The organism is Ornithinibacillus halotolerans (assembly GCF_014637405.1).
GTDB classification, from domain to species: domain Bacteria; phylum Bacillota; class Bacilli; order Bacillales; family Amphibacillaceae; genus Ornithinibacillus; species Ornithinibacillus halotolerans.
Map to the genome: position 1 here is coordinate 88,667 of NZ_BMEY01000001.1, position 21,815 is coordinate 110,481.

General features: G+C 35.2%; 26 protein-coding genes and 1 riboswitch. Of the genes, 24 read left to right on the plus strand and 2 right to left on the minus strand.

Going from position 1 to position 21,815, the window contains the following annotated elements; all coding sequences use genetic code 11:
- Positions 1–199: 199 nt before the first annotated feature.
- The 11 genes from IEV35_RS00530 (at position 200) to IEV35_RS00580 (ending at position 8,748) form a co-directional block, all read left to right on the plus strand.
- Entirely contained in the window at positions 200–1,381 is a 1,182-nt protein-coding gene (locus IEV35_RS00530; RefSeq protein WP_188382726.1) for a D-alanyl-D-alanine carboxypeptidase family protein, read from the plus strand.
- Positions 1,382–1,485: 104 nt separating this feature from the next.
- Positions 1,486–1,839 (plus strand): anti-sigma F factor antagonist, encoded by a 354-nt coding sequence (spoIIAA, locus tag IEV35_RS00535; RefSeq protein WP_188382727.1) that lies wholly within the window; start codon positions 1,486–1,488, stop codon positions 1,837–1,839.
- Positions 1,836–2,279 carry an anti-sigma F factor gene (gene spoIIAB, locus IEV35_RS00540; protein ID WP_188382728.1) on the plus strand — a complete coding sequence of 148 codons (444 nt, stop codon included), beginning with the start codon at positions 1,836–1,838 and terminating at the stop codon, positions 2,277–2,279. The genes spoIIAA and spoIIAB overlap by 4 nt, the downstream gene beginning before the upstream one ends.
- Positions 2,280–2,291: 12 nt before the next feature.
- Positions 2,292–3,044: an RNA polymerase sporulation sigma factor SigF gene (sigF, locus tag IEV35_RS00545; RefSeq protein WP_188382729.1), complete on the plus strand. Its 753-nt coding sequence runs from the start codon at positions 2,292–2,294 to the stop codon at positions 3,042–3,044.
- Between the two features lie 119 nt (positions 3,045–3,163).
- A complete protein-coding gene (locus tag IEV35_RS00550) occupies positions 3,164–3,784 on the plus strand; it encodes a stage V sporulation protein AA (RefSeq protein ID WP_188382730.1) in 621 nt (206 codons plus the stop codon).
- On the plus strand, positions 3,762–4,190 hold the full coding sequence (locus tag IEV35_RS00555; protein ID WP_188382731.1) for a stage V sporulation protein AB: 429 nt from the start codon (positions 3,762–3,764) through the stop codon (positions 4,188–4,190). Before IEV35_RS00550 ends, IEV35_RS00555 begins: the two co-directional genes overlap by 23 nt.
- Before the next feature lie 42 nt (positions 4,191–4,232).
- Entirely contained in the window at positions 4,233–5,675 is a 1,443-nt protein-coding gene (locus IEV35_RS00560; protein WP_188383000.1) for a spore germination protein, read from the plus strand.
- Between the two features lie 132 nt (positions 5,676–5,807).
- Complete coding sequence (lysA, locus tag IEV35_RS00565; protein ID WP_188382732.1) at positions 5,808–7,115, plus strand: diaminopimelate decarboxylase; 1,308 nt, start codon at positions 5,808–5,810, stop codon at positions 7,113–7,115.
- A gap of 93 nt (positions 7,116–7,208) precedes the next feature.
- On the plus strand, positions 7,209–7,646 hold the full coding sequence (locus IEV35_RS00570) for a peptidylprolyl isomerase (RefSeq protein ID WP_188382733.1): 438 nt from the start codon (positions 7,209–7,211) through the stop codon (positions 7,644–7,646).
- Positions 7,647–7,672: 26 nt separating this feature from the next.
- Positions 7,673–8,140, plus strand: a complete 468-nt coding sequence (locus tag IEV35_RS00575) for a site-2 protease family protein (protein WP_188382734.1) — start codon at positions 7,673–7,675, stop codon at positions 8,138–8,140.
- Between the two features lie 242 nt (positions 8,141–8,382).
- A complete protein-coding gene (locus tag IEV35_RS00580) occupies positions 8,383–8,748 on the plus strand; it encodes a GNAT family N-acetyltransferase (protein ID WP_188382735.1) in 366 nt (121 codons plus the stop codon).
- A gap of 106 nt (positions 8,749–8,854) precedes the next feature.
- Here the strand turns inward: IEV35_RS00580 and IEV35_RS00585 are convergent, their stop codons facing one another.
- Positions 8,855–8,944, minus strand: a complete 90-nt coding sequence (locus IEV35_RS00585; RefSeq protein WP_188382736.1) for a YjcZ family sporulation protein — start codon at positions 8,942–8,944, stop codon at positions 8,855–8,857.
- 151 nt (positions 8,945–9,095) lie between these two features.
- Between IEV35_RS00585 and IEV35_RS00590 the strand changes: the two genes are divergently transcribed.
- The 13 genes from IEV35_RS00590 (at position 9,096) to IEV35_RS00650 (ending at position 21,291) form a co-directional block, all read left to right on the plus strand.
- Entirely contained in the window at positions 9,096–9,839 is a 744-nt protein-coding gene (locus IEV35_RS00590; RefSeq protein ID WP_188382737.1) for a segregation/condensation protein A, read from the plus strand.
- On the plus strand, positions 9,840–10,424 hold the full coding sequence (scpB, locus tag IEV35_RS00595) for an SMC-Scp complex subunit ScpB (RefSeq protein WP_188382738.1): 585 nt from the start codon (positions 9,840–9,842) through the stop codon (positions 10,422–10,424).
- Between the two features lie 249 nt (positions 10,425–10,673).
- Entirely contained in the window at positions 10,674–11,774 is a 1,101-nt protein-coding gene (locus tag IEV35_RS00600; RefSeq protein WP_188382739.1) for a D-alanyl-D-alanine carboxypeptidase family protein, read from the plus strand.
- A 1-nt stretch (position 11,775) separates the two neighbouring features.
- On the plus strand, positions 11,776–12,360 hold the full coding sequence (locus IEV35_RS00605; protein ID WP_188382740.1) for a nucleoside recognition domain-containing protein: 585 nt from the start codon (positions 11,776–11,778) through the stop codon (positions 12,358–12,360).
- Position 12,361: 1 nt separating this feature from the next.
- Positions 12,362–12,892, plus strand: a complete 531-nt coding sequence (locus IEV35_RS00610; protein ID WP_188382741.1) for a spore maturation protein — start codon at positions 12,362–12,364, stop codon at positions 12,890–12,892.
- A gap of 91 nt (positions 12,893–12,983) precedes the next feature.
- Entirely contained in the window at positions 12,984–13,727 is a 744-nt protein-coding gene (locus IEV35_RS00615; RefSeq protein ID WP_188382742.1) for a pseudouridine synthase, read from the plus strand.
- 51 nt (positions 13,728–13,778) lie between these two features.
- Complete coding sequence (gene resA / locus IEV35_RS00620) at positions 13,779–14,357, plus strand: thiol-disulfide oxidoreductase ResA (protein ID WP_188382743.1); 579 nt, start codon at positions 13,779–13,781, stop codon at positions 14,355–14,357.
- A 17-nt stretch (positions 14,358–14,374) separates the two neighbouring features.
- Positions 14,375–16,093 carry a cytochrome c biogenesis protein ResB gene (gene resB / locus IEV35_RS00625; RefSeq protein WP_308419750.1) on the plus strand — a complete coding sequence of 573 codons (1,719 nt, stop codon included), beginning with the start codon at positions 14,375–14,377 and terminating at the stop codon, positions 16,091–16,093.
- Positions 16,094–16,113: 20 nt separating this feature from the next.
- A complete protein-coding gene (gene ccsB / locus IEV35_RS00630) occupies positions 16,114–17,307 on the plus strand; it encodes a c-type cytochrome biogenesis protein CcsB (protein ID WP_188382744.1) in 1,194 nt (397 codons plus the stop codon).
- Between the two features lie 168 nt (positions 17,308–17,475).
- A complete protein-coding gene (locus IEV35_RS00635) occupies positions 17,476–18,192 on the plus strand; it encodes a response regulator transcription factor (RefSeq protein WP_188382745.1) in 717 nt (238 codons plus the stop codon).
- Positions 18,192–19,958 carry an ATP-binding protein gene (locus IEV35_RS00640; protein WP_188382746.1) on the plus strand — a complete coding sequence of 589 codons (1,767 nt, stop codon included), beginning with the start codon at positions 18,192–18,194 and terminating at the stop codon, positions 19,956–19,958. The genes IEV35_RS00635 and IEV35_RS00640 overlap by 1 nt, the downstream gene beginning before the upstream one ends.
- A 50-nt stretch (positions 19,959–20,008) precedes the next feature.
- A riboswitch (cobalamin riboswitch) is annotated at positions 20,009–20,187 on the plus strand.
- A 157-nt stretch (positions 20,188–20,344) separates the two neighbouring features.
- A complete protein-coding gene (locus tag IEV35_RS00645) occupies positions 20,345–20,779 on the plus strand; it encodes a DUF4430 domain-containing protein (protein ID WP_188382747.1) in 435 nt (144 codons plus the stop codon).
- Between the two features lie 5 nt (positions 20,780–20,784).
- The gene (locus IEV35_RS00650; RefSeq protein WP_188382748.1) at positions 20,785–21,291 is read left to right on the plus strand and encodes an ECF transporter S component; all 507 of its coding nucleotides are present in this window, start codon (positions 20,785–20,787) and stop codon (positions 21,289–21,291) included.
- A 187-nt stretch (positions 21,292–21,478) separates the two neighbouring features.
- Here the strand turns inward: IEV35_RS00650 and IEV35_RS00655 are convergent, their stop codons facing one another.
- Positions 21,479–21,733, minus strand: coding sequence for a ferredoxin (locus IEV35_RS00655; protein ID WP_188382749.1), 255 nt, complete (start codon positions 21,731–21,733; stop codon positions 21,479–21,481).
- Positions 21,734–21,815 lie beyond the last annotated feature (82 nt).

A 21,815-nucleotide genomic window follows, 5' to 3' on the forward strand; every position in this document is an offset into this window, starting at 1 on the left:
GAATAACTAGATATTCTCTTTTTATAGGGTGGGCTTTTCATTTGTCATTTTAACCGTGATTCGAGTTCAAAATGAATAATGAGAATCACCCTCTACTAAACCGCATTGCAAATTTACAATTAAATCTCTATAAACTACTTATATAATTGTTTAAATTTGGCAATCCTAACATTATATTGATTGCTGGAGGTAAAACAAGATGAAAAAGTATGTTCTAATGATTAGTTTACTATTTTTCACATTTTCTATGTTCACTATACCAATAGTGGCAGAAGAAAAGAGTCAGTCAAATCAACAAGAATCACGTGATATTGCTCCCGATGCAAAATCCGGCATTTTAATAGAACGGGATACAGGAAAGATTTTATTTGAAAAAGGGGCTCATGAAAAGTTACCACCTGCTAGTATGACAAAGATTATGACCCTTCTATTAATAATGGAAGAATTAGATAATGGTAACTTAAAGAAAGATGAAATGATTCGAATTAGTGAGAATGCAGCCTCTATGGGTGGATCTCAGATTTTCCTAGAAGCAGGGGAAGAAATGAAGGTTGATGATTTGTTGAAGGCGATTGCCGTTGCATCTGCTAATGATGCTAGTGTCGCACTTGCAGAACGAATTTCAGGAAGTGAAGAAGCATTTGTGGATAAAATGAATCAACGTGCAAAAGAATTAGGTTTAAAGAATACGAACTTCCAAAATACAACCGGATTACCTGCGAAAGATCATTATAGTACTTCTTACGATATGGCAATGATGGCAAAAGAATTATTAAGCTATGAATCCATTACAGACTATACATCTATTTATGAAGATTATTTACGAAAAGGAACTGAAGATGAGTTCTGGTTAGTCAATACAAATAAATTAGTTCGATTTTATCCTGGTGTAGATGGGTTGAAAACAGGATTTACGAATGAAGCAAAGTATTGTTTAACTGCTACAGCTAAAAAAGGCGATATGCGTGTAATTGCAGTTGTGATGGGTGTCGATACACCAAAAGAGAGAAATGCAACTGTTTCTAGCATGCTTGATTTTGCATTTAATACGTATGAAACGAAAAAGTTATTTGATCAGAAACAACCGATTACGACATTAAAGCTATTAAAAGCAGAAAAAAATAAAGTCGATGTTGTCGCTTCTCAATCAATTAGTACCGTGTACAAAAAAGGGGAGTCAATTGATGATTTAACAACATCTGTTAAGCTAAATGATGTAACATTACCACTGAAAAAAGGTACACAAGTGGGTACATTGCAAGTGAAAAATGGGGAAAAGTTACTATCGGAGACACCTTTAATCGTTACAGAAGATGTAGAAAAAGCATCTATTTTTACACTATTTAAACGTTCACTTCAAAAGGTGTCGAAAAACGACTGATTTCATCTAGTTTAGGAGAATTTCTTCTTCTTTTGTCTATTGAGAAGGAGTTTACCCATTTCATCACGAATAGTACTTACATAAGCCATGTAAGGAGGATTAAAATGGGTCTACAATCAACATTTGAAGTAAAAGAAGATGTTCTTATTGTTCGACTGTCAGGAGAATTAGATCATCATGAAGCAGAGAAATTACGAGATGAATGGAAGAACATGTTATATCATCATCCAGTTAAACATGTGGTCCTGAATTTAGAGCAAGTTAGTTTTATGGACAGCTCTGGACTTGGAGTAGTCTTAGGTCGATATAAAGAAGTTTTACAATTGGGTGGGCAAATGGTTGTTTGTTCTATACCACATTCAATCAAACGTTTGTTTGAAATGTCTGGGATGTTCAAAATAATAAGGCTTGAGGAGAATGAAATGTTTGCTCTAGAAACTTTGGGGGTGGCTTCATGAGAAATGAAATGCATGTCGAGTTTTCGAGCGTAAGTCAAAATGAATCGTTCGCTCGTGTTACTGTCGCATCATTTGTAGCACAACTCGACCCAACGATGGATGAATTAACCGAAATTAAGACTGTTGTGTCAGAGGCAGTTACAAATGCGATTATTCACGGCTATAACAATGAACCTGATCATAAAGTTTCCATTACCTGCCGATATGATGAAGAAGGGGAAGTGGAGATTGTTATTCGTGATTATGGGGTAGGTATTGAAGATGTCGATGAAGCAAGACAGCCTCTTTACACGTCTAAGCCAGAATTAGAACGTTCTGGAATGGGCTTTACCATTATTGAAAATTTCATGGATTCTGTCGAAGTCATTTCTAAGCATGGAGAAGGTACTTCTGTTTATATGAAAAAGCAGTTAACTAAAAGTAAAACGGTTTATAATTAAGGATGTATGCCAATGGTTAATGTAAAGCAGGATAAACGGAATGAAGCATTAACAGATGAACAAGTAAAAGCGTATATTCTTAAAAGTCAGCAAGGCGATAAAGAAGCCAGAGATTTTCTAGTCGAAAAAAATATACGCCTCGTTTGGTCCGTTGTACAACGGTTTATGAACAGAGGATATGATCCAGATGATTTATTTCAAATAGGAAGTATCGGGTTGATTAAGTCTATTGATAAATTCGATTTATCTTATGATGTACGATTTTCAACGTATGCTGTACCAATGATTATCGGTGAAATTCAACGATTTCTTCGTGATGATGGAAGTGTGAAAGTTAGTCGTTCACTTAAAGAAATAGGGAACAAGATTCGAAAGAAAAAAGATGAACTGACAAAGGAATATGGTAGATCTCCAACGATTAATGAAATCGCCGAAGCATTAGAAATTTCACCTGAGGAAGTCGTTCATGCGCAAGAGGCTGCGAAAACTCCACATTCCATTCATGAAACAGTATTTGAAAATGATGGGGATCCGATTACATTATTAGATCAAATCGCTGACCAAGATTCGAATTGGTTTGATAAGCTTTCCTTAGAAGAAGCAATTCGTGGCTTGAATGAGCGGGAGCGGTTAATTCTCTATTTACGTTACTATAAAGATCAAACCCAATCCGAAGTAGCCGAACGACTCGGTATCTCTCAAGTACAAGTATCACGATTAGAAAAAAAAATACTATTTGAAATGAAAAGTAAAATCGATCCATAGAGCTATTAGGGGGAAAGTCCCCCTAGTAGCTCTTTTTAATTTATCAAGAGAAACTAATAATTTTCTTGTTTCAACAGATAATAAGTACTATCGAATGATTCCTCTCGAGGTGAAGAAGAATGGATGGAATTATTTACTTACGCATGAAAAGACATTTAGAAATTAGAAATCCGATGGAGATTAAATTAAAAGATGTAGCACATCTTACATCAAATTCTCCTCAAACAGCTACGAATCTAGAAGAGTTACGAATTTATCGTATTACCGAAAAAGATAAAGAAATTGTCATTATTGATAGCTTTTTAATTATTAAGCATCTCAGCGAACGTTTTCCAAATGTCGAGATTCAATTATTAGGTCCAGAACAGACAATCATCCGAATCAATAGATATAAGAAAAGACCGAGTGTTTTTATTGTCGCTTTAGTTTGGCTTCTATTATTCATTGGTACAGCAATGACCATCATCAATTTCCACTATGATGTTAGTATGCAAGCTGTTCAGCAAAAACTCCATTTTTTACTAACCGGTGAAGAAAATGAATATCCACTTTGGATTCAAATTCCTTATTCATTCGGATTAGGGGTTGGAATGATATTATTTTTTAACCATTGGTTTAAAAAGAGATTTAATGAAGAGCCAAGTCCATTAGAAGTTGAAATCCACAATTACCAGAAGTCATTAGACGATTATATGAACTATCATGAGAATAAATTAAATGATCCCAAGTATCCTAATTAATGTTATAGAAATTTTTATTGGATTTGCTGGTGGACTTGCGGTAGGTTGTGGCTTTGTTGCGTTTCTCACGGTACTTGGCATTATTCCTAGATTAATACAATTAACAAAAACATTACATCTCATTAAAGTGTACACAGGTTGTGTCATTCTAGGAACAATGATGGGGTCCTATTTATCCTTTGCTAATGTTTCTTGGAATCACCCAGTTATCTTGCTTGTCTTATGGGGAGCTTTTCATGGCATCTTTAATGGAATGCTTGCAGCGGCATTAACGGAAGTTCTTAATGTATTTCCGTTATTGTCGAAACGAATAAGATTAGATAATAAATTAATTACCTTAATGATGGCTGTTGTATTAGGCAAAATTGTCGGGTCATTGTTTCAATGGATTATTTTAGTAAGGTAAGAGAATGGAGGTAATATTTTGACAAATCATCCTGTATCACCAATGTTACGAGAAAATGAAGCCTATTTAAAAGAGCGAGTTGGAGTAGGTACGTCATTTGATGTAGGATTTAGGTCGATTACATTAATCAAAACAGATATTCAGTTATATTATGTTACAGGCTTAATTGATAGTTTAATCATTCAAGATATTATAGAAGAATTAGTTAACCTAAATGAAAAAGAGAAAGAAAGAAAAAAAGTAGCAGAAATTATTAAAAATCGTTTACTACACCAACAAGTGGATAACGTAAAAACAATGGATGAAGCAGTTGACCAAATGTTATCCGGATTAATTGTTATCTTCATTGATGGGGAACGATTTGCTTATGTTGTTGATGTCCGAAGCTATCCAGGAAGAAGCCCACAAGAACCAGATACAGAACGGGTTATTCGTGGTTCACGGGATGGCTTTACGGAAAATATTATTGAGAATACAGCCTTAACACGTAGAAGAATCCGTGATGAGAGACTTCGTAATGAAATGATGAAAGTAGGAGAACGTTCCAAAACAGATATCTGTATTTCCTACATAAAAGATATTGCTGATGAAGGACTAATAAAATTATTAAAAGAAAAAATTGAAAAGATCGATATCGATGGAATTACAATGGCGGAAAAATCATTAGAAGAATATATCGTCGAAAGGAGATGGAATCCGTATCCTTTAGTACGATTTACAGAAAGACCAGATGTAGCAGCAAATCATTTATTAGAAGGACATGTGCTACTTATCGTAGATACTTCACCAAGTGTCATCATTGTTCCAACAACATTTTTCCATCATTCACAGCATGCAGAAGAACATAGACAAGCACCGATGATTGGTACATTCATTCGTTGGATTCGCTTTTTAGCGATCTTTCTGTCTATTTTCTTATTGCCGACATGGCTATTATTTGTCATGGATCCTTCATTGTTACCGAAGGAATTATCCTTCATTGGGCCAAATGAAGAAGGGAATATTCCTATTTCAATTCAGCTCTTGCTCGCAGTAATAGGGATTGAGTTTTTACGAATGGCAGCTATTCATACACCGACCGCTTTATCTACTGCGATGGGTTTAATTGCAGCGGTATTAATTGGACAAATTGCCATTGATGTTGGTTTATTAAGTCCAGAAGTTATTCTATATGCTTCTATTAGTGCCATTGGTTCCTACGTGACATCCAGCTATGAACTCAGTGTTGCCAATAAGGCAGTAACTGTTGCCTTGTTAGTCATAACAGCACTGTTTGGATTAATTGGGTATGTCATTGCAACAACGATATTCATCTTGTTTTTAGCAAGTTTAAAATCGATGCGAACACCGTATTTATGGCCATTACTTCCATTTAATGGGAAGGCGTTGTTAACGACATTCATTCGAATCCCAACACCATTTGCTAATACTCGACCAAGTATCGTACACCCTAAAAATATTTACCGTCAACCTAAAAATAATTAAGAAAGGATAAAAGCCTTGTTCAAAATACTCCATTGAACAGGGTTTTATCCTTTTGTTTTTCGAGGGATTGTGATAAATTTTTTATAAGTATTTTTTGAATTGACAATAAATAGTAGAATAGGTGTGGTACAGATGGTATTAAATAATTACCCATTTACGATGAATGAACGTGGTCATTTAGAAATTGGTGGAATAGATACAGTAGAACTTGCAAGCAAATATGGTACACCCCTATATGTTTATGATGTCTCGTTAATTCGCCAGCGTTGTCGCGCGTTTGTGAAAACGTTTCAAAACTTAGGCGTAAAAGCGCAAGTAGCCTATGCTAGTAAAGCTTTCTCATCAATCGCAATCTTACAAGTGATGAAGCAAGAAGGACTATCTGTTGATGTTGTGTCAGAGGGTGAATTATATACAGCATTACAAGCTGGAGTAGACCCGAAAAAAATCCATATGCACGGAAATAATAAAAGCCGTCGTGAACTTGAAATGGCAGTAGAAAATAATATTGGTTGCATTGTTGTAGATAATTTTTATGAAATTGAATTACTTACAGAAGTTTTAGAACAAGCCGAGAAAAAGATAGACTGTATTCTTCGAGTGACCCCAGGTATCCACTCGGAGACACATCAATATATTATAACTGGTAATGAAGACTCCAAGTTTGGATTTGATTTACAAAATGGACAAGCTGACCAAGCATTTCAGTTAGTAAAAGATCATCCTTATTTAAATATGAAGGGCCTACATTGCCACATTGGGTCACAAATCTTTGATACGGAAGGCTTTGTTCAAGCAACTAAAATATTATTTAATAAATTAAGAGATTGGAACGAAGGGTTTGCCTATGCTCCAGAAGTACTAAATTTAGGTGGTGGCTTTGGGATCCGTTATACAGAGGAGGATAAACCGTTACCACTAGAAAATTATGTTGAGAGATTAGTAGATACGGTAAAACAAGAAAGTGATGCCCTTCAAATTCCAATGCCAGAAATATGGATAGAACCAGGACGTTCGATTGTTGGAGATGCAGGATTAACATTGTACACAATCGGTTCTAAAAAACATATCCCAGGCATTCGCGATTATATATCGGTTGACGGTGGCATGACGGATAATATCCGACCAGCTTTATACCAAGCAAAGTATCATGGAGTGCTTGCAAACCGAGTAAGGGAGAAATGTGAAGAAATTGTATCTGTCGCAGGGAAATGTTGTGAATCAGGCGATATGTTAATTTGGGATTTACCAGTTCCGAACGTTAATAGCGGAGATATACTTGCTATACTTTCTACAGGAGCATATGGGTATTCCATGGCTAGTAATTATAATCGTATTCAACGAGCTGCTGTTGTCTTCGTAGAAAATGGCGAGGACAAACTTGTCATTCGACGTGAATCTTATGAAGATATTATTAGTCACGATCTTTCCTATGAATAATAGGACATTTGGAGTAGAAACTTTAATTTAAAACATTAAAATGGTATCATGAGTTAGGTAATAAACATTTTTTACTTATTAGGAGATGAAATAATGGCTAAAAAAGGTTATATCTTAATGGAAAATGGAAATAAGATAGAATTTGAATTATATCCAAATGAAGCACCAGGAACAGTAGAAAACTTCGAGAAGTTAGTAAATGACAACTTCTATAATGGATTAACATTCCACCGAGTTATCCCTGGTTTTGTCAGCCAAGGTGGTTGCCCGGTAGGAAATGGTACAGGTGGTCCTGGTTACACAATTAAATGTGAAACAGATAATAATCCACATAAACACGAAGTAGGAACGCTATCAATGGCACATGCAGGTAGAGATACTGGAGGTTCTCAATTCTTTATCGTACATGAACCACAACCACATTTAAACGGTGTTCACACTGTATTTGGAAAAGTGACATCAGGTATGGAGTATGTTTTAGACATGCGTAATGGAGATGTAATGAAAGAAGTTAAAGTTATTTCAGAATAAGTAATTGTTAATTTAGGAAGGTTTAGATGAATACTTTCATTTTATTTGTTTATCTCTTATTTGTCGTTGCGCCACTAAGTAATTTAGTGCATGAATTAGGCCATCTAATTGGTGCGAAATTAGCCAAGGCAGATTCTATTACATTACTGCATGGTCGAGGGAGAACTGTTCAACAGTTTTCTTTCAAAAATATTAATATCCAATTTGGATGGTTATTCTTCACAACTGGTTTAACGAAAAGTAATAGAGAACAAGCCTATCATCCAAACGAGAAGATTTATATTTCGTTTATGGGTCCATTTTTTAATGGGATAATTGTATTCATCTTTTACTTCCTTTATCAACTATTACCGAATGCATACATTAGTTTAGTTGTTTTATATAATAGTTGGCTATTCATTATGAATATCATTCCATTTAAAATTGGTAAACAACGATCGGATGGATATATAATTATCCGTGAAATATTTAGAAAAATGTATACAAGTAGGTAATAATTGGCAATAATAGGGATAAAGGGATGAGTCATTTGAACCAACGAAAGAAAAATATCCTACTATTTATAACATTACTTGTAATTGGCATCATTTGGGGATTTGCTTACTGGATAATATTCGTTTTTTAATAAAGACAATTGACAAATATAGATTAATAGGTCAATATATATAACGAACTCCAACTTGTGATGTGAGAAAAAACAAGGATTGTAAACATATTTACATAATGAGGGGTAGCTATGTTAAATCGCTATAAAAAAAATTCGGAAAAGATTGCAATGGGTTTATTATCTTTTATGCCTGAGGAAAAAGATGTAAAGAAATTGCAGGCTACGATAAAAGAATATGAATCAAATGCTGATTGGCATCTTTATCTATGGAAAGAAGATGTTGATATTGTTGGTGCAATCGGTTTACGAGTTGATGGTGATCGTGCAATTATTCAACATATTTCTGTAAATCCTTCTCACAGAAATGTTGGTATTGGCAAGAAGATGATAAAAGAAGTGAAGAATTTATATGGTAAAAACTATGTAATTCTAGCAGAAGCATCTATTCAAAGTTATTTTGAGCATTGTAACCAATTAGATAAAACGGCAGAATAAGCTATTCATAGCAATTATTCCAAAAAAAGTGTGGCCGACCCAATTGGTGGGGTCAGCCACATTTTTATCACTAAATTAAGATGTGAATCTTATATATTGCTTGATTCTATAACCAAGCAGCACCAACGATGATTAAAAGAATAAATAATACTACGATTAACGCAAATCCTCCGCTGTTGTTATATCCGTGACCCATAAATAATTCCTCCTTATTATGTTCTTTTCATAAATGTTTTTGGTGAACATTTATCTTACGTTATAACTTATGTAGATACCTACCCCATTGTATAGGCGTTTGAAACAAGTAACATTAATTTTTTTAGTTTACATTAGAAAGGGCGAGTCGTATGAATCAAGCATATCAAGTTAAATTAGATACATTCGAAGGACCGCTTGATTTACTATTACATTTAATTAATCAATATGAGATAGATATTTACGACATTCCTGTAGCCCAAATTACCGAGCAGTACATGAATTATATTCATGCGATGCAACATTTGGAACTCAACATTGCTAGTGAATATTTAGTCATGGCTGCAACTCTTCTTGCAATTAAAAGTCAAATGTTGTTACCTAAACAAGAGATTGACGAAATAGAAGAGGAATATGCAGAAGATCCTAGAGAAGAATTAATGCAACGATTAATTGAATACCGGAAATTTAAAGAAGCTGCTGAAGCATTTAAAGAAAAAGAATTGGAAGCCCAGCAGACATATACAAGACCTCCTGTCATTTTTGAAAGTCTTGGTATTAAAAAGACTGTCGTTCAAGGGGATATTTCAATTTATGACATGATTGGTGCGTTAGGTAGAGTGCTAGAAAGAAAGAAATGGAAGGAACCATTAGATACTCGTATTCATAAAGCTGAAATACCTATTGAAGAACGGATGGACGAAGTACTTGAGGTTGTGAAACGAAACCAACGAAAGGCAATTGCCTTTGATGATTTGTTTACGTATCGTACGAAATCCTTTGTTGTGGTTACTTTTATGGCTATTCTAGAACTGATGAAAACAAATCAAGTTACGTGCAGACAAACGAAGCATTTTGATACGATTTATGTATACTATTCAGGGGATGACCGATAAATGAAAAATGTGAAAGCAATATTAGAAGGTTTGTTGTTTGCTAGTGGCGATGACGGTATTACTGTTAAAGAACTGGCGAAAATAATGGAAATATCAGTAAAAGCAATTGAACATCTTATTGAAGAATTAAAATATGATTATGAACATGCAAGCCGCGGAATTATGATCATGGAAGCAAAAGGGGTATACTATTTAACTACAAAACCAGAACATAGTGAATATTATAAAAAACTAGTAGAAGAACCACAATCCGGCAGAATGTCACAAGCTGCCTTAGAGACATTAGCTATAATCGCATACCGCCAACCGATTACTCGTACAGAAATTGATGAAATTCGTGGAGTGAAAAGTGATCGACCAGTTCAAACTTTGTTAGCTCGTTTACTAATAGAAGAAGTTGGACGAAAAGAAGGGATTGGAAGACCAGTATTATTTGGTACGACGAAAGAATTTTTAACGTTCTTTGGATTAACTTCATTAGAAGAATTGCCACCATTACCTGATAACTTTGATGAAAATGAGTTGGAAGAAGAAGCAGATTTATTTTTTGATCGATTTAGTGAGTTAGAGGATCCAACGAATTAGAAGAAAGTACTAGTACGTGAAGCAAATATTGATTTGACAATCTAATTAGTCTTCTTTTTATTTTTATACACATTTTGCCTTTATATTTAACAAAGCAATCTACAACACGTAGATTGCTTTTTTTATATGAATAATGGAAAAGATTTACTCCATAAATCCGCATTTGTTTAAAATTCTCAGCCATGTTTTATTCATATCAAAGGACAAGTTGCATAAAATGTATAGACATATTTTTGGGGAGGACAAATCATGCGTTATCTATCATTATTGCTTATTTTTATCTTGTGTTTTACCTTCTTTATCCCAATGAATGGACATGCTGCGCCTGGTGTTTCCGCTCATAATGCTGTGTTAATTGAGCAGTCAACAGGGAGAATTCTATATGAGAAAGATGCACATGAGAAACAAAATATAGCAAGTATTACAAAAATCATGACTGCAATTATCGCCATTGAGTCTGGAAAAATGGATGAGATTGCAACAGCTAGTAGAAAGGCTGTCTATACAGAAGGCTCATCTATTTACTTAGAACAAGGGGAAAAAATGCCTCTTGAAGATTTAGTATATGGACTCATGCTTCGCTCTGGTAATGATGCAGCTGTTACAATTGCAGAACATGTTGGTGGAAGTGAAGAAGGGTTCGTTTACTTGATGAACGAGAAGGCAGACTGGCTTGGAATGACCAATACACATTTTGATAATCCACATGGTCTAGATTCTGATACCCATTATTCATCCGCATATGATATGGCGCTGTTAATGCGATACGCAATGGATAATGACATATTTAAAACGATTAGTTCTACTAAAATGTATAAATCTGAGAAGAGGACATACAGTTGGAAAAATAAAAATAAATTATTAACTGCATATTACAAATATTGTACAGGCGGTAAAACTGGATTCACGAAGAAAACAGGCAGAACTTTAGTATCAACTGCTTCTAAAGATGGGATGGATTTAATTGCCGTCACCTTAAACGCACCTGATGATTGGCGTGATCATATGCAAATGTATGAATGGGGATTTGATAATTATAAAATGGAATCGATTGGCGAAGAAGGAATCATCAATATTCCATTTGGACAAGAAGGAATGAAACAAGGCTCCATCCAAGAGAATATTGTCTTTCCATTGAATAATAGTGAACAAGCTGCCATCCGATCAGAAATAACACCTTTTACAGAAACCCTCCCTGGCAATCAACATATTATCGGAAAACAAATCTATTATTTAAATGATGAACCAATCTATGAGGTTGCCATTTTTCAAGAGGAAAAAATAGAACAAGAGGATAGTTTTCTCTCACAATTAGCATTTATCGTAAAGCAAATTTTTAGGATGGATTAAAATGGTTAATATAATATGGGCATTTATGGCAATTGTTGGGATTGTATATGCGATGTTTAATGAAACGATGGATGAAGTAAACAAGGCAGTTTTTGAAAGTGCAAACGAAGCAGTAACATTATCTATCGGTTTAATTAGTGTATTGGTATTTTGGTTAGGTATTATGAAAATTGCAGAAGAAGCAGGAATACTAAGAGGACTAGCTAAACTATTCAGGCCCATCGTTGTTAGATTATTCCCTGAAATACCAAAGGACCACCCAGCCATCGGCTATATATTATCTAATATTACGGCTAATATGTTCGGTCTCGGAAACGCAGCAACACCGATGGGAATTAAAGCAATGGAAGAAATGAAGAAAATTAGTGGAACAGATGAGGCATCCAGATCGATGATTACTTTTCTTGCGATCAATACATCGAGTCTAACTCTAATTCCTACAACTGTCATTGCAATTCGAATGCAATACGAATCAGCATCTCCAACAGAAATCGTTGGGACTACTATTCTTGCAACGATAATTGGGACGATGAGTGCAATCCTAATCGATCGATTCTTTTATTACCGGAGTACATGGAGGAAATAATATGGTATTTATTACACAAGTCAGTTTATGGATTATCCCATTATTTATAATGTTTGTCTTATTAGTAGGAACGTGGAAAAGGGTGCCATCATATGAATTGTTTGTGGAAGGAGGAAAAGAAGGGGTTAAAATGGCCTTTTCTTTACTTCCTTTTTTAGTAGGGATGATCGTAGCAATTTCGATTTTTCGAGCATCGGGAGCTTTAGAAGCAATCATTGGTCTCATTTCCCCAGTCCTATTATTTTTAGGAGTACCGCCTGAAATCGTCCCACTCGCCCTTATTAAGCCAATCTCCGGTTCTGCGGCGCTAGGAGTAACGACAGAACTAATTGCAACACATGGGCCAGATTCGTTTATTGGTAGACTTGCTTCCACGATGCAGGGGAGTACGGATACAACACTTTATATTTTAACGGTCTATTTTGGAGCTGTCGGTATTCGGAAGATGGGTTATGCGCTAAAGGTTGGACTTTTAGCAGATTTAGTTGCTATAATAGCAGCTATAGTGATTGTTACATTAGTATTTGCCTAAGTGACCAATACATGGATAAAATCATTTATGTAGCGTTAACATAAGGTTAACGCTTTTACTATGCTAAAATTAGGGAGAAATTGGTGATAAAATGTCGAATACATACGAACGCCTGCAAAAGGTAATTTCCCAAAGTGGAGTAACTTCAAGAAGAAAAGCTGAAAAGCTAATTCAAGAAGGTAAGGTAAAAGTAAACGGAAAAACTGTTACAGAATTAGGAACAAAGGTAAGCTCTGATGACACTATTGAAGTAGAAGGTATTGAACTAGTGAAGGAGCCTAAAGTTTACTATATGTTGTACAAGCCTAGAGGAGTTATTTCTAGTGTAAGTGATGATAAGGATAGGAAAGTCGTGATGGACTTTTTCCCAGAATTAGAAGAACGTATTTACCCAATTGGAAGGCTTGATTACGATACTTCAGGTATTCTATTACTTACAAATGATGGCGATTTTGCCAATCTGGTCATGCACCCGAAATATGGGGTAGAAAAAGTCTATGTTGCCAAAATTAAAGGGATCCCGTCAAAAATGGATTTAGCCCGTCTTCGTAAAGGGGTAAAAGATAAAGGGGATCTATTAAAAGCAATCAACTATCGAATTCTTTCTACCGATAAGAAAAAGGATACGATGATTTTAGAAATCACATTATGTGAAGGTAAAAATAGACATGTACGTCGGATGATGGAGCAATTAGGCTTTCCTGTTATTAAATTAAAAAGAGAACGATATGGAATGCTAAACCTGGATGGATTACGGGTTGGCGAACATCGAAAACTCACTCCAAAAGAAGTTAAGCAATTGAGAAATTTAGCTTCTCAAAATGTTGAAGAATAGACATAATTTCAATTACCCTATAGTGGTATAATGAAACAGGGAGTGGTGACTTTGAGTATAGAACAGGCTAAAGTAAATAAGAAAAACAAACGAAGAAACCGGTTAATTTTCCGTTCTGTCATATTAGCTGTATTATTATTAGCTGTTGTGTATGCATTAGTTACAAATATAACAGGTGACAGCACAATTTATAAAGTGGGGGATAAGGCTCCTGATTTTCAGTTATCACAAGTTAATAAACAGAATGATTTAGAAACATTCCGTTTAAGTGATTATGAAGGTAAAGGAGTTATGTTGAATTTTTGGGGAACATGGTGTGAGCCTTGTGAAGCAGAAATGCCTTATATGCAAGAACTTTACCCTGAGTATAAAGTAAAAGGGGTAGAAATTATTGCTGTAAGTTTAGACGCAACAGAATTTGTTATTCATAAATTTATTGACAAGCATCAATTAACTTTCCCAATTCCTCATGACACGAAAGACCAAGTTCGAGACTTATATAAAATTGGACCAATTCCAAGTACATTTTTTATTAGTCCCGAAGGAGTTATCGTTGAAAAAGTAGAAGGAGCTCTAACGCTTGAACGATTAGAGGGCTACCTAAAACAAATCCAACCAACGGAATCATAGATCAGAGAGGGATTATTATGAATTCGATAAAATGTGAATGTGGCCATGTGAATCCAGAGGGAACGGTCCTTTGTGAAGCATGTGGAAAACCTATTGAAGGAAATCAACATATTGATGGTAATGACAAAAAGAAATTATTGAACATGCGCTATGAAGGTAGTGCGAGACGATCCAATACATACAACAAGACAATTATTGATAAGATCTGGAATTTCTTCTCTTCCGTAAAGATTGCGGTTTGGTTAATCGTAATTGCATTAATTGCATCAAGCATTGGTACGATTTTCCCTTTAGAACAATATATTCCAGCAGATGCTGTTTCTAGAGATCCTAGCGTATTTTATGAAGCAACGTATGGATTAGCAGGGAAGATTTTTTATCAACTTGGCTTCCATCAACTATATAGTTCTTGGTGGTATCTTTTATTAATTGCTTCAATCGGAGTATCTCTTGTTATTTGTAGTATTGACCGTTTTGTTCCTTTGTATCGTGCGTTAAAACGCCAAAAGGCAAAGCGTCACGAATCATTCTTAAGTAGACTACGCTTTTATAGTGAAACAGAAAGTGTACAAGAAGAAGAAATTAAACAAGTGAAAGAACAGTTAGCGAAACAACGCTATAACGTAAAAGAAGAAGATGGACATATCGTTGCAGAAAAAGGTAGATTTTCGCGATGGGGTCCATATGTCAATCATATCGGTCTTATTATTATTTTAATTGCTGCGATGCTCAGACTTTCTCCAATCTTCTTTTTTGAAGAATATGTTTGGGTTAGAGAAGGGGAATTACGAGTAATCCCTGGCACAGATAACGAATATTTTATTGAAAATAAACAGTTTATATTAGATACATATGATGCAGATGATGAACGTTTTAAGGATGCATTACAAAAAGAGGGTAGAGTAGTCCCTAGTAACTTCCAAACGAATGCCATAATCTATCGAGCAATAGAATCTGAAGTAGTTGGGGCAGAACAAGAATTAGAAAAAGTAGATGAATTTGAAATTCGTATGAATGAACCAGCTAAATTTGGAGGCTACACGCTTTATCAACAAGGTTATCAATTAAATGAGTTCTCCGAGATGACATTTAAATTATATGAAATGAATGATCCGGATACAGAACCATTAGGAGAATTTACCGTTGATTTATTTGACCCTGATTTAGAATATGAACTAGATAATGGGTTTAAAGTGGAGATCGCTGAGTTTTATCCAGACTATACTATTTCAGAAGAAGGAGTTCGTTCTAAAACGAACAGTTCCAATAATCCAGCTTTCGTATTCAAATTATATCCACCTAACAGTGAAGACGCTGAAATTAGTTTCGTAGGTGATGTAATCGGGACAGCAGAGCAAATGGGAATTGACCCAGAAGTGGTTGATCTAAGTCCAATGGGACAAGTAATTGGGACATTTACACCTTCTATTGATCCAACTGGTGGAGAAAATAACTATCGTATTTTAATTGACTCCATTGATTTTGATAGAAAAAGTGGGTTAAATGTGAAGCGAGATTACACCCTGCCTATCTTTATTATAGGTGCGATTATTTTCATGGCTGGAGTACTTCAAGGAATGTATTGGCAGCACCGTAGAATTTGGATACATCCGAAAAATAATGGAATTCTTTTAGCTGCACATACAAATAAAAACTGGTTTGGGCTGAAAAAAGATATAGAAAAAGCAATTGAAGGTACATCTATTAATATTGTTAATGATCAAAAGGAAGATTAGGGGTTTAAAGGAGGACACTCATGCAGAGTTTGATACAGACAAGTAGTACGATGCTTTTCACAGCATTTATTATCTACTTAGTTGCTACATTATTCTTTGGATTTACAATTAAAGATAAGTTAACAGATAAAAGAAATTCTAAATTAGCTGGAAAAATTGCTATTACGTTAACGATCATTGGATTTATTGCACATTTAATTTACTTCGTAACGAGATGGCTAGCATCTGGACATGCACCGGTTAGTAACATGTTTGAATTTGTTACGTTCTTAGGGATGTGTCTAGTGCTTGCATTCATCATCATTTGGTTTATTTATAAATTTAATTTACTAGGATTATTTGCTTTACCAATTGCGATGCTTTTTATAGCTTATGCAAGTATGTTCCCAACAGAGGTAGCACCTTTAGTACCATCTCTTAAAAGTCATTGGCTATATATTCACGTAACAACTGTAGCAGTGGGTTCTGGTATTCTATTTATTAGTTTTGTAGCTGGTCTTATTTATCTACTTCGTAATGTAGACCAGACAGAACGTAATAAACGTTCAATTTCATTAGAAGTTGTCATGTATTTAATCTTCCTATTAATTGGATTCATCGTTGCAAGTACGGCTTTTGGTGCAATGGATTATCATGCAAGCTTTGAGTACACGAATAATGATAAAGTACAAACTACTGATTATACATTACCGCCAATTGCAGCACCTCATAACGGGACTTTACTCACAGAAGATGTGATGAAACCATGGTTTGAATCACCATCATGGATGCGTGGAGCAGATGCTGGAAGGAAGTTTAATAGTGTTATTTGGTCATTTATTGTTGGTACGATTCTTTATGGCATCGTTCGTTTAATTCTTCGAAAGCGTGTTGCAGCAGCTATTCAACCATTGCTTCAACATGTTAAACCTGATTTATTAGATGAAATTAACTATCGTTCTGTTGCTATTGGTTTTCCAGTGTATACACTAGGAGGACTAATCTTTGCCGCAATCTGGGCTCAAGAAGCTTGGGGACGATTCTGGGGTTGGGATCCAAAAGAAGTTTGGGCCTTAATCACTTGGTTCTTCTATGCAGCATATTTACATTTACGTTTATCACGTGGATGGCACGGGGAACGTTCTGCTTGGCTAGCTGTAATTGGATTTGGAATCATTTTATTCAATCTAATCGTAGTAAATTTAGTTCTTGCAGGTTTACATTCTTACGCATAAGAATGAATCAAGAGTAAAAACTATAGAACGAAGTAATTATTAGTTTGATAAATTAAATATCAAATTTGGCGAAAACATGACATTTCATATAAATGTCATGTTTTCTTATACAATTATGAGTTGCATGGTTTATACTTAAAGTATATAGAAGTGTTAGGGGGACTTATCATGGAAAAAGAGAAAAAAGTTCTAGTTGTAGATGATGAGGAGCGTATCCGCCGCTTAATCCGTATGTATTTAGAACGGGAGGATTTCGTTGTAGAAGAGGCTGAAAACGGTACAGATGGACTAGAGATGGCATTAGAAAACGAATATGATGTCATTCTTTTAGATATAATGATGCCAGAAATGGATGGTATTGAAGTATGTAAAGAGCTTCGCAAAGAGAAGAACACACCTGTCATTATGCTTACCGCAAAAGGGGAAGAAGCAAACCGTGTTCAAGGCTTTGAAGTAGGTACAGATGATTATATCGTAAAACCATTCAGTCCAAGAGAAGTAGTTCTTCGTGTGAAAGCGTTATTACGTAGAACAAGTAATTCTCAATATCAAGACGTTAATGCTCAAGCAAAAGATTTATTAGTATTTCCACATTTAACGATTGACCATGATGCACATCGAGTAACTGCAGATGGACAAGAAGTCGCATTAACACCAAAAGAATACGAATTACTTTGTTATTTAGCAAAATCCCCCGATAAAGTATTTAATCGTGAACAGTTATTAAAAGATGTTTGGCAGTATGAATTTTTTGGAGACTTACGTACCGTTGATACCCATGTTAAACGTTTACGTGAAAAATTGAACAGCGTATCTAAAAAAGCTGCAAAAATGATTGTAACTGTTTGGGGTGTTGGATATAAATTTGAGGTAGATGATGAATAATGTTTTGGCGTAGTGTAGTAGGGAAACTAGCAGTAACAATTATGTTGCTAGTTTCTTTTGTCTTATTCGTATTAACTATATTTTTATTAGAGTTCTTTGAGAATTTTCACATCCAAGAAGCAGAAGCTGATTTATTACAAACCGCTACAAAAATCTCTGTGATGTTGGAATATCATGAAGAAGAATCTTATATTTTTGAAACAACAGAACGGGTAAAGGATCCGTCTAGTAAAGTGGTCATCGTCTTTCCGGATGGGGATGTTTGGAGTTCTGATACTAATGATGAACATTTATTAAGCATCCAAGGAAGTTGGTTTACAAGTCAATCAAACTTATCAAGAGTATTGACTTCTAGTGAACCTGTACATGATGAACTTGTCATTTCTGAAAAAGAACCTGGTGTTATGTTAGTTGGGACATCGGTGGAAGATACAGGTGCTGCTGTACTAGTGTATCAATCACTAAGTATAGTAGATAAAACAAAATCCGAGACAACGAAAATTATTCTTGGAGCAGCTGCTATTTCCATTATTCTTACAACAATTTTTGCATTCTTCTTGTCCACTAGGATCACTTCTCCGTTAATTAAAATGAGAGAAGCAGCCTTTGATTTAACACGAGGAGAATTTAATACAAAAGTTCCTATTTTAACACATGATGAAATTGGAGAATTAGCGATGGCATTTAATCATATGGGCCGTCAGCTTAAATTCCATATTAATGCGTTAAGACAAGAGAAGGAACAAGTAGCTAGTATCGTAAACTCAATGGCAGATGGTGTCATTACGTTAAGTAGAACAGGGGATATCATTGCCATAAACAACCCAGCTGAATTGTTTATTGAAGACTGGTACTTTGAAGAAAATAGTTCCCTTCAAAAAGGGACTTTAAAATTACCTAATGAGTTACACGGCTTCCTACAACAAGTTGTTGAAGGAAAAACCGAGGTTATTGAGGAATTTACAGTCCAAGGTCGCACTTGGGTAATGATTATGACGCCATTATATGATCAATCTTATATACGTGGTGCCGTTGCAGTTGTCCGTGATATGACAGAAGAGCGACGATTAGACAAACTTCGGAAAGACTTTATTGCTAATGTTTCTCATGAGTTAAGAACACCTATTTCAATGCTTCAAGGGTATTCAGAAGCAATTGTCGATGATATTGCGGAATCGAAAGAAGAAAAAAATGAGTTAGCTCAAATAATCTATGAGGAATCATTACGATTAAGTCGATTAGTGAATGAACTACTTGATTTAGCTAGCATGGAAGCTGGCCACTTAACATTAAATAAAGAAACTGTCCAACTTAACCCTTATGTCGACCGGATTTACCGGAAGTTTAAAGGGGTTGCTGATGATAATGAAATTAAACTAACGTTAACGAAAAACTTAACAGAATCCCATGCCTATTTTGATCCAGACCGAATTGAACAAGTATTAACGAACTTAATTGACAATGCGATACGTCATACTAACTCTGGTGGCTATGTGAATGTAACAGTTACAAATGACGAAAAGATGCTTTCCGTCTCTGTTGAAGATAGTGGTAGTGGTATTCCTGAAGAAGACTTACCATTTGTATTTGAACGATTTTATAAAGCTGATAAATCGCGTACACGAACAAAGCATGTTAAAGGTACTGGACTTGGTTTATCTATTGCAAAAAATATTATTACTGGTCATAAAGGTACAATATCAGCAAAAAGTAAACTAAATATCGGAACAACGTTTAATTTTACAATACCACGTCATAAAGAATAAAAATATTGTAAAAAAACAATATTGTGTTAATATAATTAGTAGAATTGAATACAAAGTTAATGAAATTGGTGTATGTAATACTTAAAAGGGAATCTAGTGAAAATCTAGAGCTGTCCTCGCAACTGTAAGTGATGACGAAATAAGCATATCCACTGTAGGAAACTATGGGAAGGGCTTAGAGTAGGATGAATCACAAAGCCAGTAGACCTACCAATTATCATTTGTATCAATGATCCCGAGGATAGGACAATTGAGACATTCTAGAATAAAAGGGCTTTTTATGCTTTTTTTATCATTTCAGACTGTCGAAAGAGTTAACTAGTTACGGGGTTAACTCTTTTTTTGTGCTCCCTGTTCTCAAATTTACATAATTTGGAGGAGAGAATATGAAGTCAATCTTATTGAAATTATTTGCAGTATTAACCGTATTCACATTATTAGTAGCCTGTGGAAATGAGGATGCTACTAATAATAATCAACAAAACCAAGAAAATAACAACACAACAAACGAAGCAAATGAACCACAAGAAGAAGCTGTCATAACTGTTACATTAACGAAAGATAAAGAAGCAGAAACTCTAGCAGAAAAGGAAATCGTCATCGAAGAAGGCGACATTTTACTAGATGTTATGAAAGACAACTTTGACATTGAAGAAAAAGAACCAGGCTATATCCTTGGTATTGATGGAACAGTAGCAGACGAATCAGAATCAATGTTTTGGGCTCTTACGATTAATGGGGAAATGGCCATGGTTGGTGCAGGGGAAGTAGAACTGCAAGATGGAGACACTGTCAATTTTGATTTACAATCATGGGAATGAGTTAAGTGAATATATATAAAATCACGTTACTAGCCTTACTAGCAACAATAGCTGTAGTTGGACGTATTGCAACAGGATATATTCCAAACTTCCAACCCGTAACCTCAGTAATTATTATTGGTGGTCTATACTTAGGCCCCATAGCAGGAATTATTTTAGCATTATTAATAACTTTTATAACGAATATGGTATTTGGCACAGGAATATGGACAATTTGGCAAATTGTCTCATGGGGATTAATTGGAGTAATCAGTGGATTAATAGGGATGAAGGTTAAAAAAGTACCGTTCTTCGTTCTAATTATCTTATCGATATTTAGTGGCTATTTATTCGGATTTATAATGTCCCTAACAAGCTACCAAATAACCGGACACAGTTTCCTAGCCTATTACCTCGTCGGCCTCCCATTCGACACCAGCCACGCCATAGGGAATGCATTATTTATGATTTTATTATATCCAGTGGTCGCAAGAGTGTTTGAGAGGTATATTAAAATTCATTTGAGTGACTAATGGTGGCAGTTTGTAAGAAGGCGTTATACCATTTTACACTTTACTAGCCCCGGAAATATACGGAGACTCCAATGGGAGGATAGGCATAGGTAAGACCCAGCAAGAGCGTTAGCTCTGAGGAGGCTTACCAGCCGCCCATGGAAAGCGAAGTATATTTCCGGGGCGGGTTATATGCACACACACAAAGCTAATCCTCAAACTTCAACGGATCACCATGAAACGGATCTTCACTTATTTTAATCGAATCACTTGGACAACCTTCATACGCATCCAACACATCATCTTCCAATTCCTCACGTATTTCTTTCGTACCTGTGTTATCATCTATTAAAACAAAGGCCAGGCCTTCATCATCATAATCAAAAATAGAAGGACAAGTCACACCACAAGCACCACATGCAATACAAGTTTCTTTATCTACAATTGTATATTTTACTCTCATTTATCGTATCCCCTAATTAAAAAATATTCGGTGCTCTATACTATTTTAATATATTCCTTTACCATCTATCAATGGTATGATA

Coding starts and splice junctions, on each gene's coding strand:
- IEV35_RS00635 (WP_188382745.1), top strand. CDS start 17,476: ATGGAAAAAGAGAAAAAAGTTCTAGTTGTAGATGATGAGGAGCGTATC.
- IEV35_RS00570 (WP_188382733.1), top strand. CDS start 7,209: ATGGCTAAAAAAGGTTATATCTTAATGGAAAATGGAAATAAGATAGAA.
- scpB (WP_188382738.1), top strand. CDS start 9,840: ATGAAAAATGTGAAAGCAATATTAGAAGGTTTGTTGTTTGCTAGTGGC.
- lysA (WP_188382732.1), top strand. CDS start 5,808: ATGGTATTAAATAATTACCCATTTACGATGAATGAACGTGGTCATTTA.
- IEV35_RS00640 (WP_188382746.1), top strand. CDS start 18,192: ATGTTTTGGCGTAGTGTAGTAGGGAAACTAGCAGTAACAATTATGTTG.
- IEV35_RS00645 (WP_188382747.1), top strand. CDS start 20,345: ATGAAGTCAATCTTATTGAAATTATTTGCAGTATTAACCGTATTCACA.
- spoIIAB (WP_188382728.1), top strand. CDS start 1,836: ATGAGAAATGAAATGCATGTCGAGTTTTCGAGCGTAAGTCAAAATGAA.
- spoIIAA (WP_188382727.1), top strand. CDS start 1,486: ATGGGTCTACAATCAACATTTGAAGTAAAAGAAGATGTTCTTATTGTT.
- IEV35_RS00575 (WP_188382734.1), top strand. CDS start 7,673: ATGAATACTTTCATTTTATTTGTTTATCTCTTATTTGTCGTTGCGCCA.
- IEV35_RS00560 (WP_188383000.1), top strand. CDS start 4,233: ATGTTACGAGAAAATGAAGCCTATTTAAAAGAGCGAGTTGGAGTAGGT.
- IEV35_RS00585 (WP_188382736.1), bottom strand. CDS start 8,944: ATGGGTCACGGATATAACAACAGCGGAGGATTTGCGTTAATCGTAGTA.
- IEV35_RS00590 (WP_188382737.1), top strand. CDS start 9,096: ATGAATCAAGCATATCAAGTTAAATTAGATACATTCGAAGGACCGCTT.
- IEV35_RS00610 (WP_188382741.1), top strand. CDS start 12,362: ATGGTATTTATTACACAAGTCAGTTTATGGATTATCCCATTATTTATA.
- IEV35_RS00580 (WP_188382735.1), top strand. CDS start 8,383: ATGTTAAATCGCTATAAAAAAAATTCGGAAAAGATTGCAATGGGTTTA.
- resB (WP_308419750.1), top strand. CDS start 14,375: ATGAATTCGATAAAATGTGAATGTGGCCATGTGAATCCAGAGGGAACG.
- IEV35_RS00600 (WP_188382739.1), top strand. CDS start 10,674: ATGCGTTATCTATCATTATTGCTTATTTTTATCTTGTGTTTTACCTTC.
- IEV35_RS00615 (WP_188382742.1), top strand. CDS start 12,984: ATGTCGAATACATACGAACGCCTGCAAAAGGTAATTTCCCAAAGTGGA.
- IEV35_RS00555 (WP_188382731.1), top strand. CDS start 3,762: ATGATCCCAAGTATCCTAATTAATGTTATAGAAATTTTTATTGGATTT.
- sigF (WP_188382729.1), top strand. CDS start 2,292: ATGGTTAATGTAAAGCAGGATAAACGGAATGAAGCATTAACAGATGAA.
- IEV35_RS00655 (WP_188382749.1), bottom strand. CDS start 21,733: ATGAGAGTAAAATATACAATTGTAGATAAAGAAACTTGTATTGCATGT.
- IEV35_RS00550 (WP_188382730.1), top strand. CDS start 3,164: ATGGATGGAATTATTTACTTACGCATGAAAAGACATTTAGAAATTAGA.
- IEV35_RS00605 (WP_188382740.1), top strand. CDS start 11,776: ATGGTTAATATAATATGGGCATTTATGGCAATTGTTGGGATTGTATAT.
- ccsB (WP_188382744.1), top strand. CDS start 16,114: ATGCAGAGTTTGATACAGACAAGTAGTACGATGCTTTTCACAGCATTT.
- IEV35_RS00530 (WP_188382726.1), top strand. CDS start 200: ATGAAAAAGTATGTTCTAATGATTAGTTTACTATTTTTCACATTTTCT.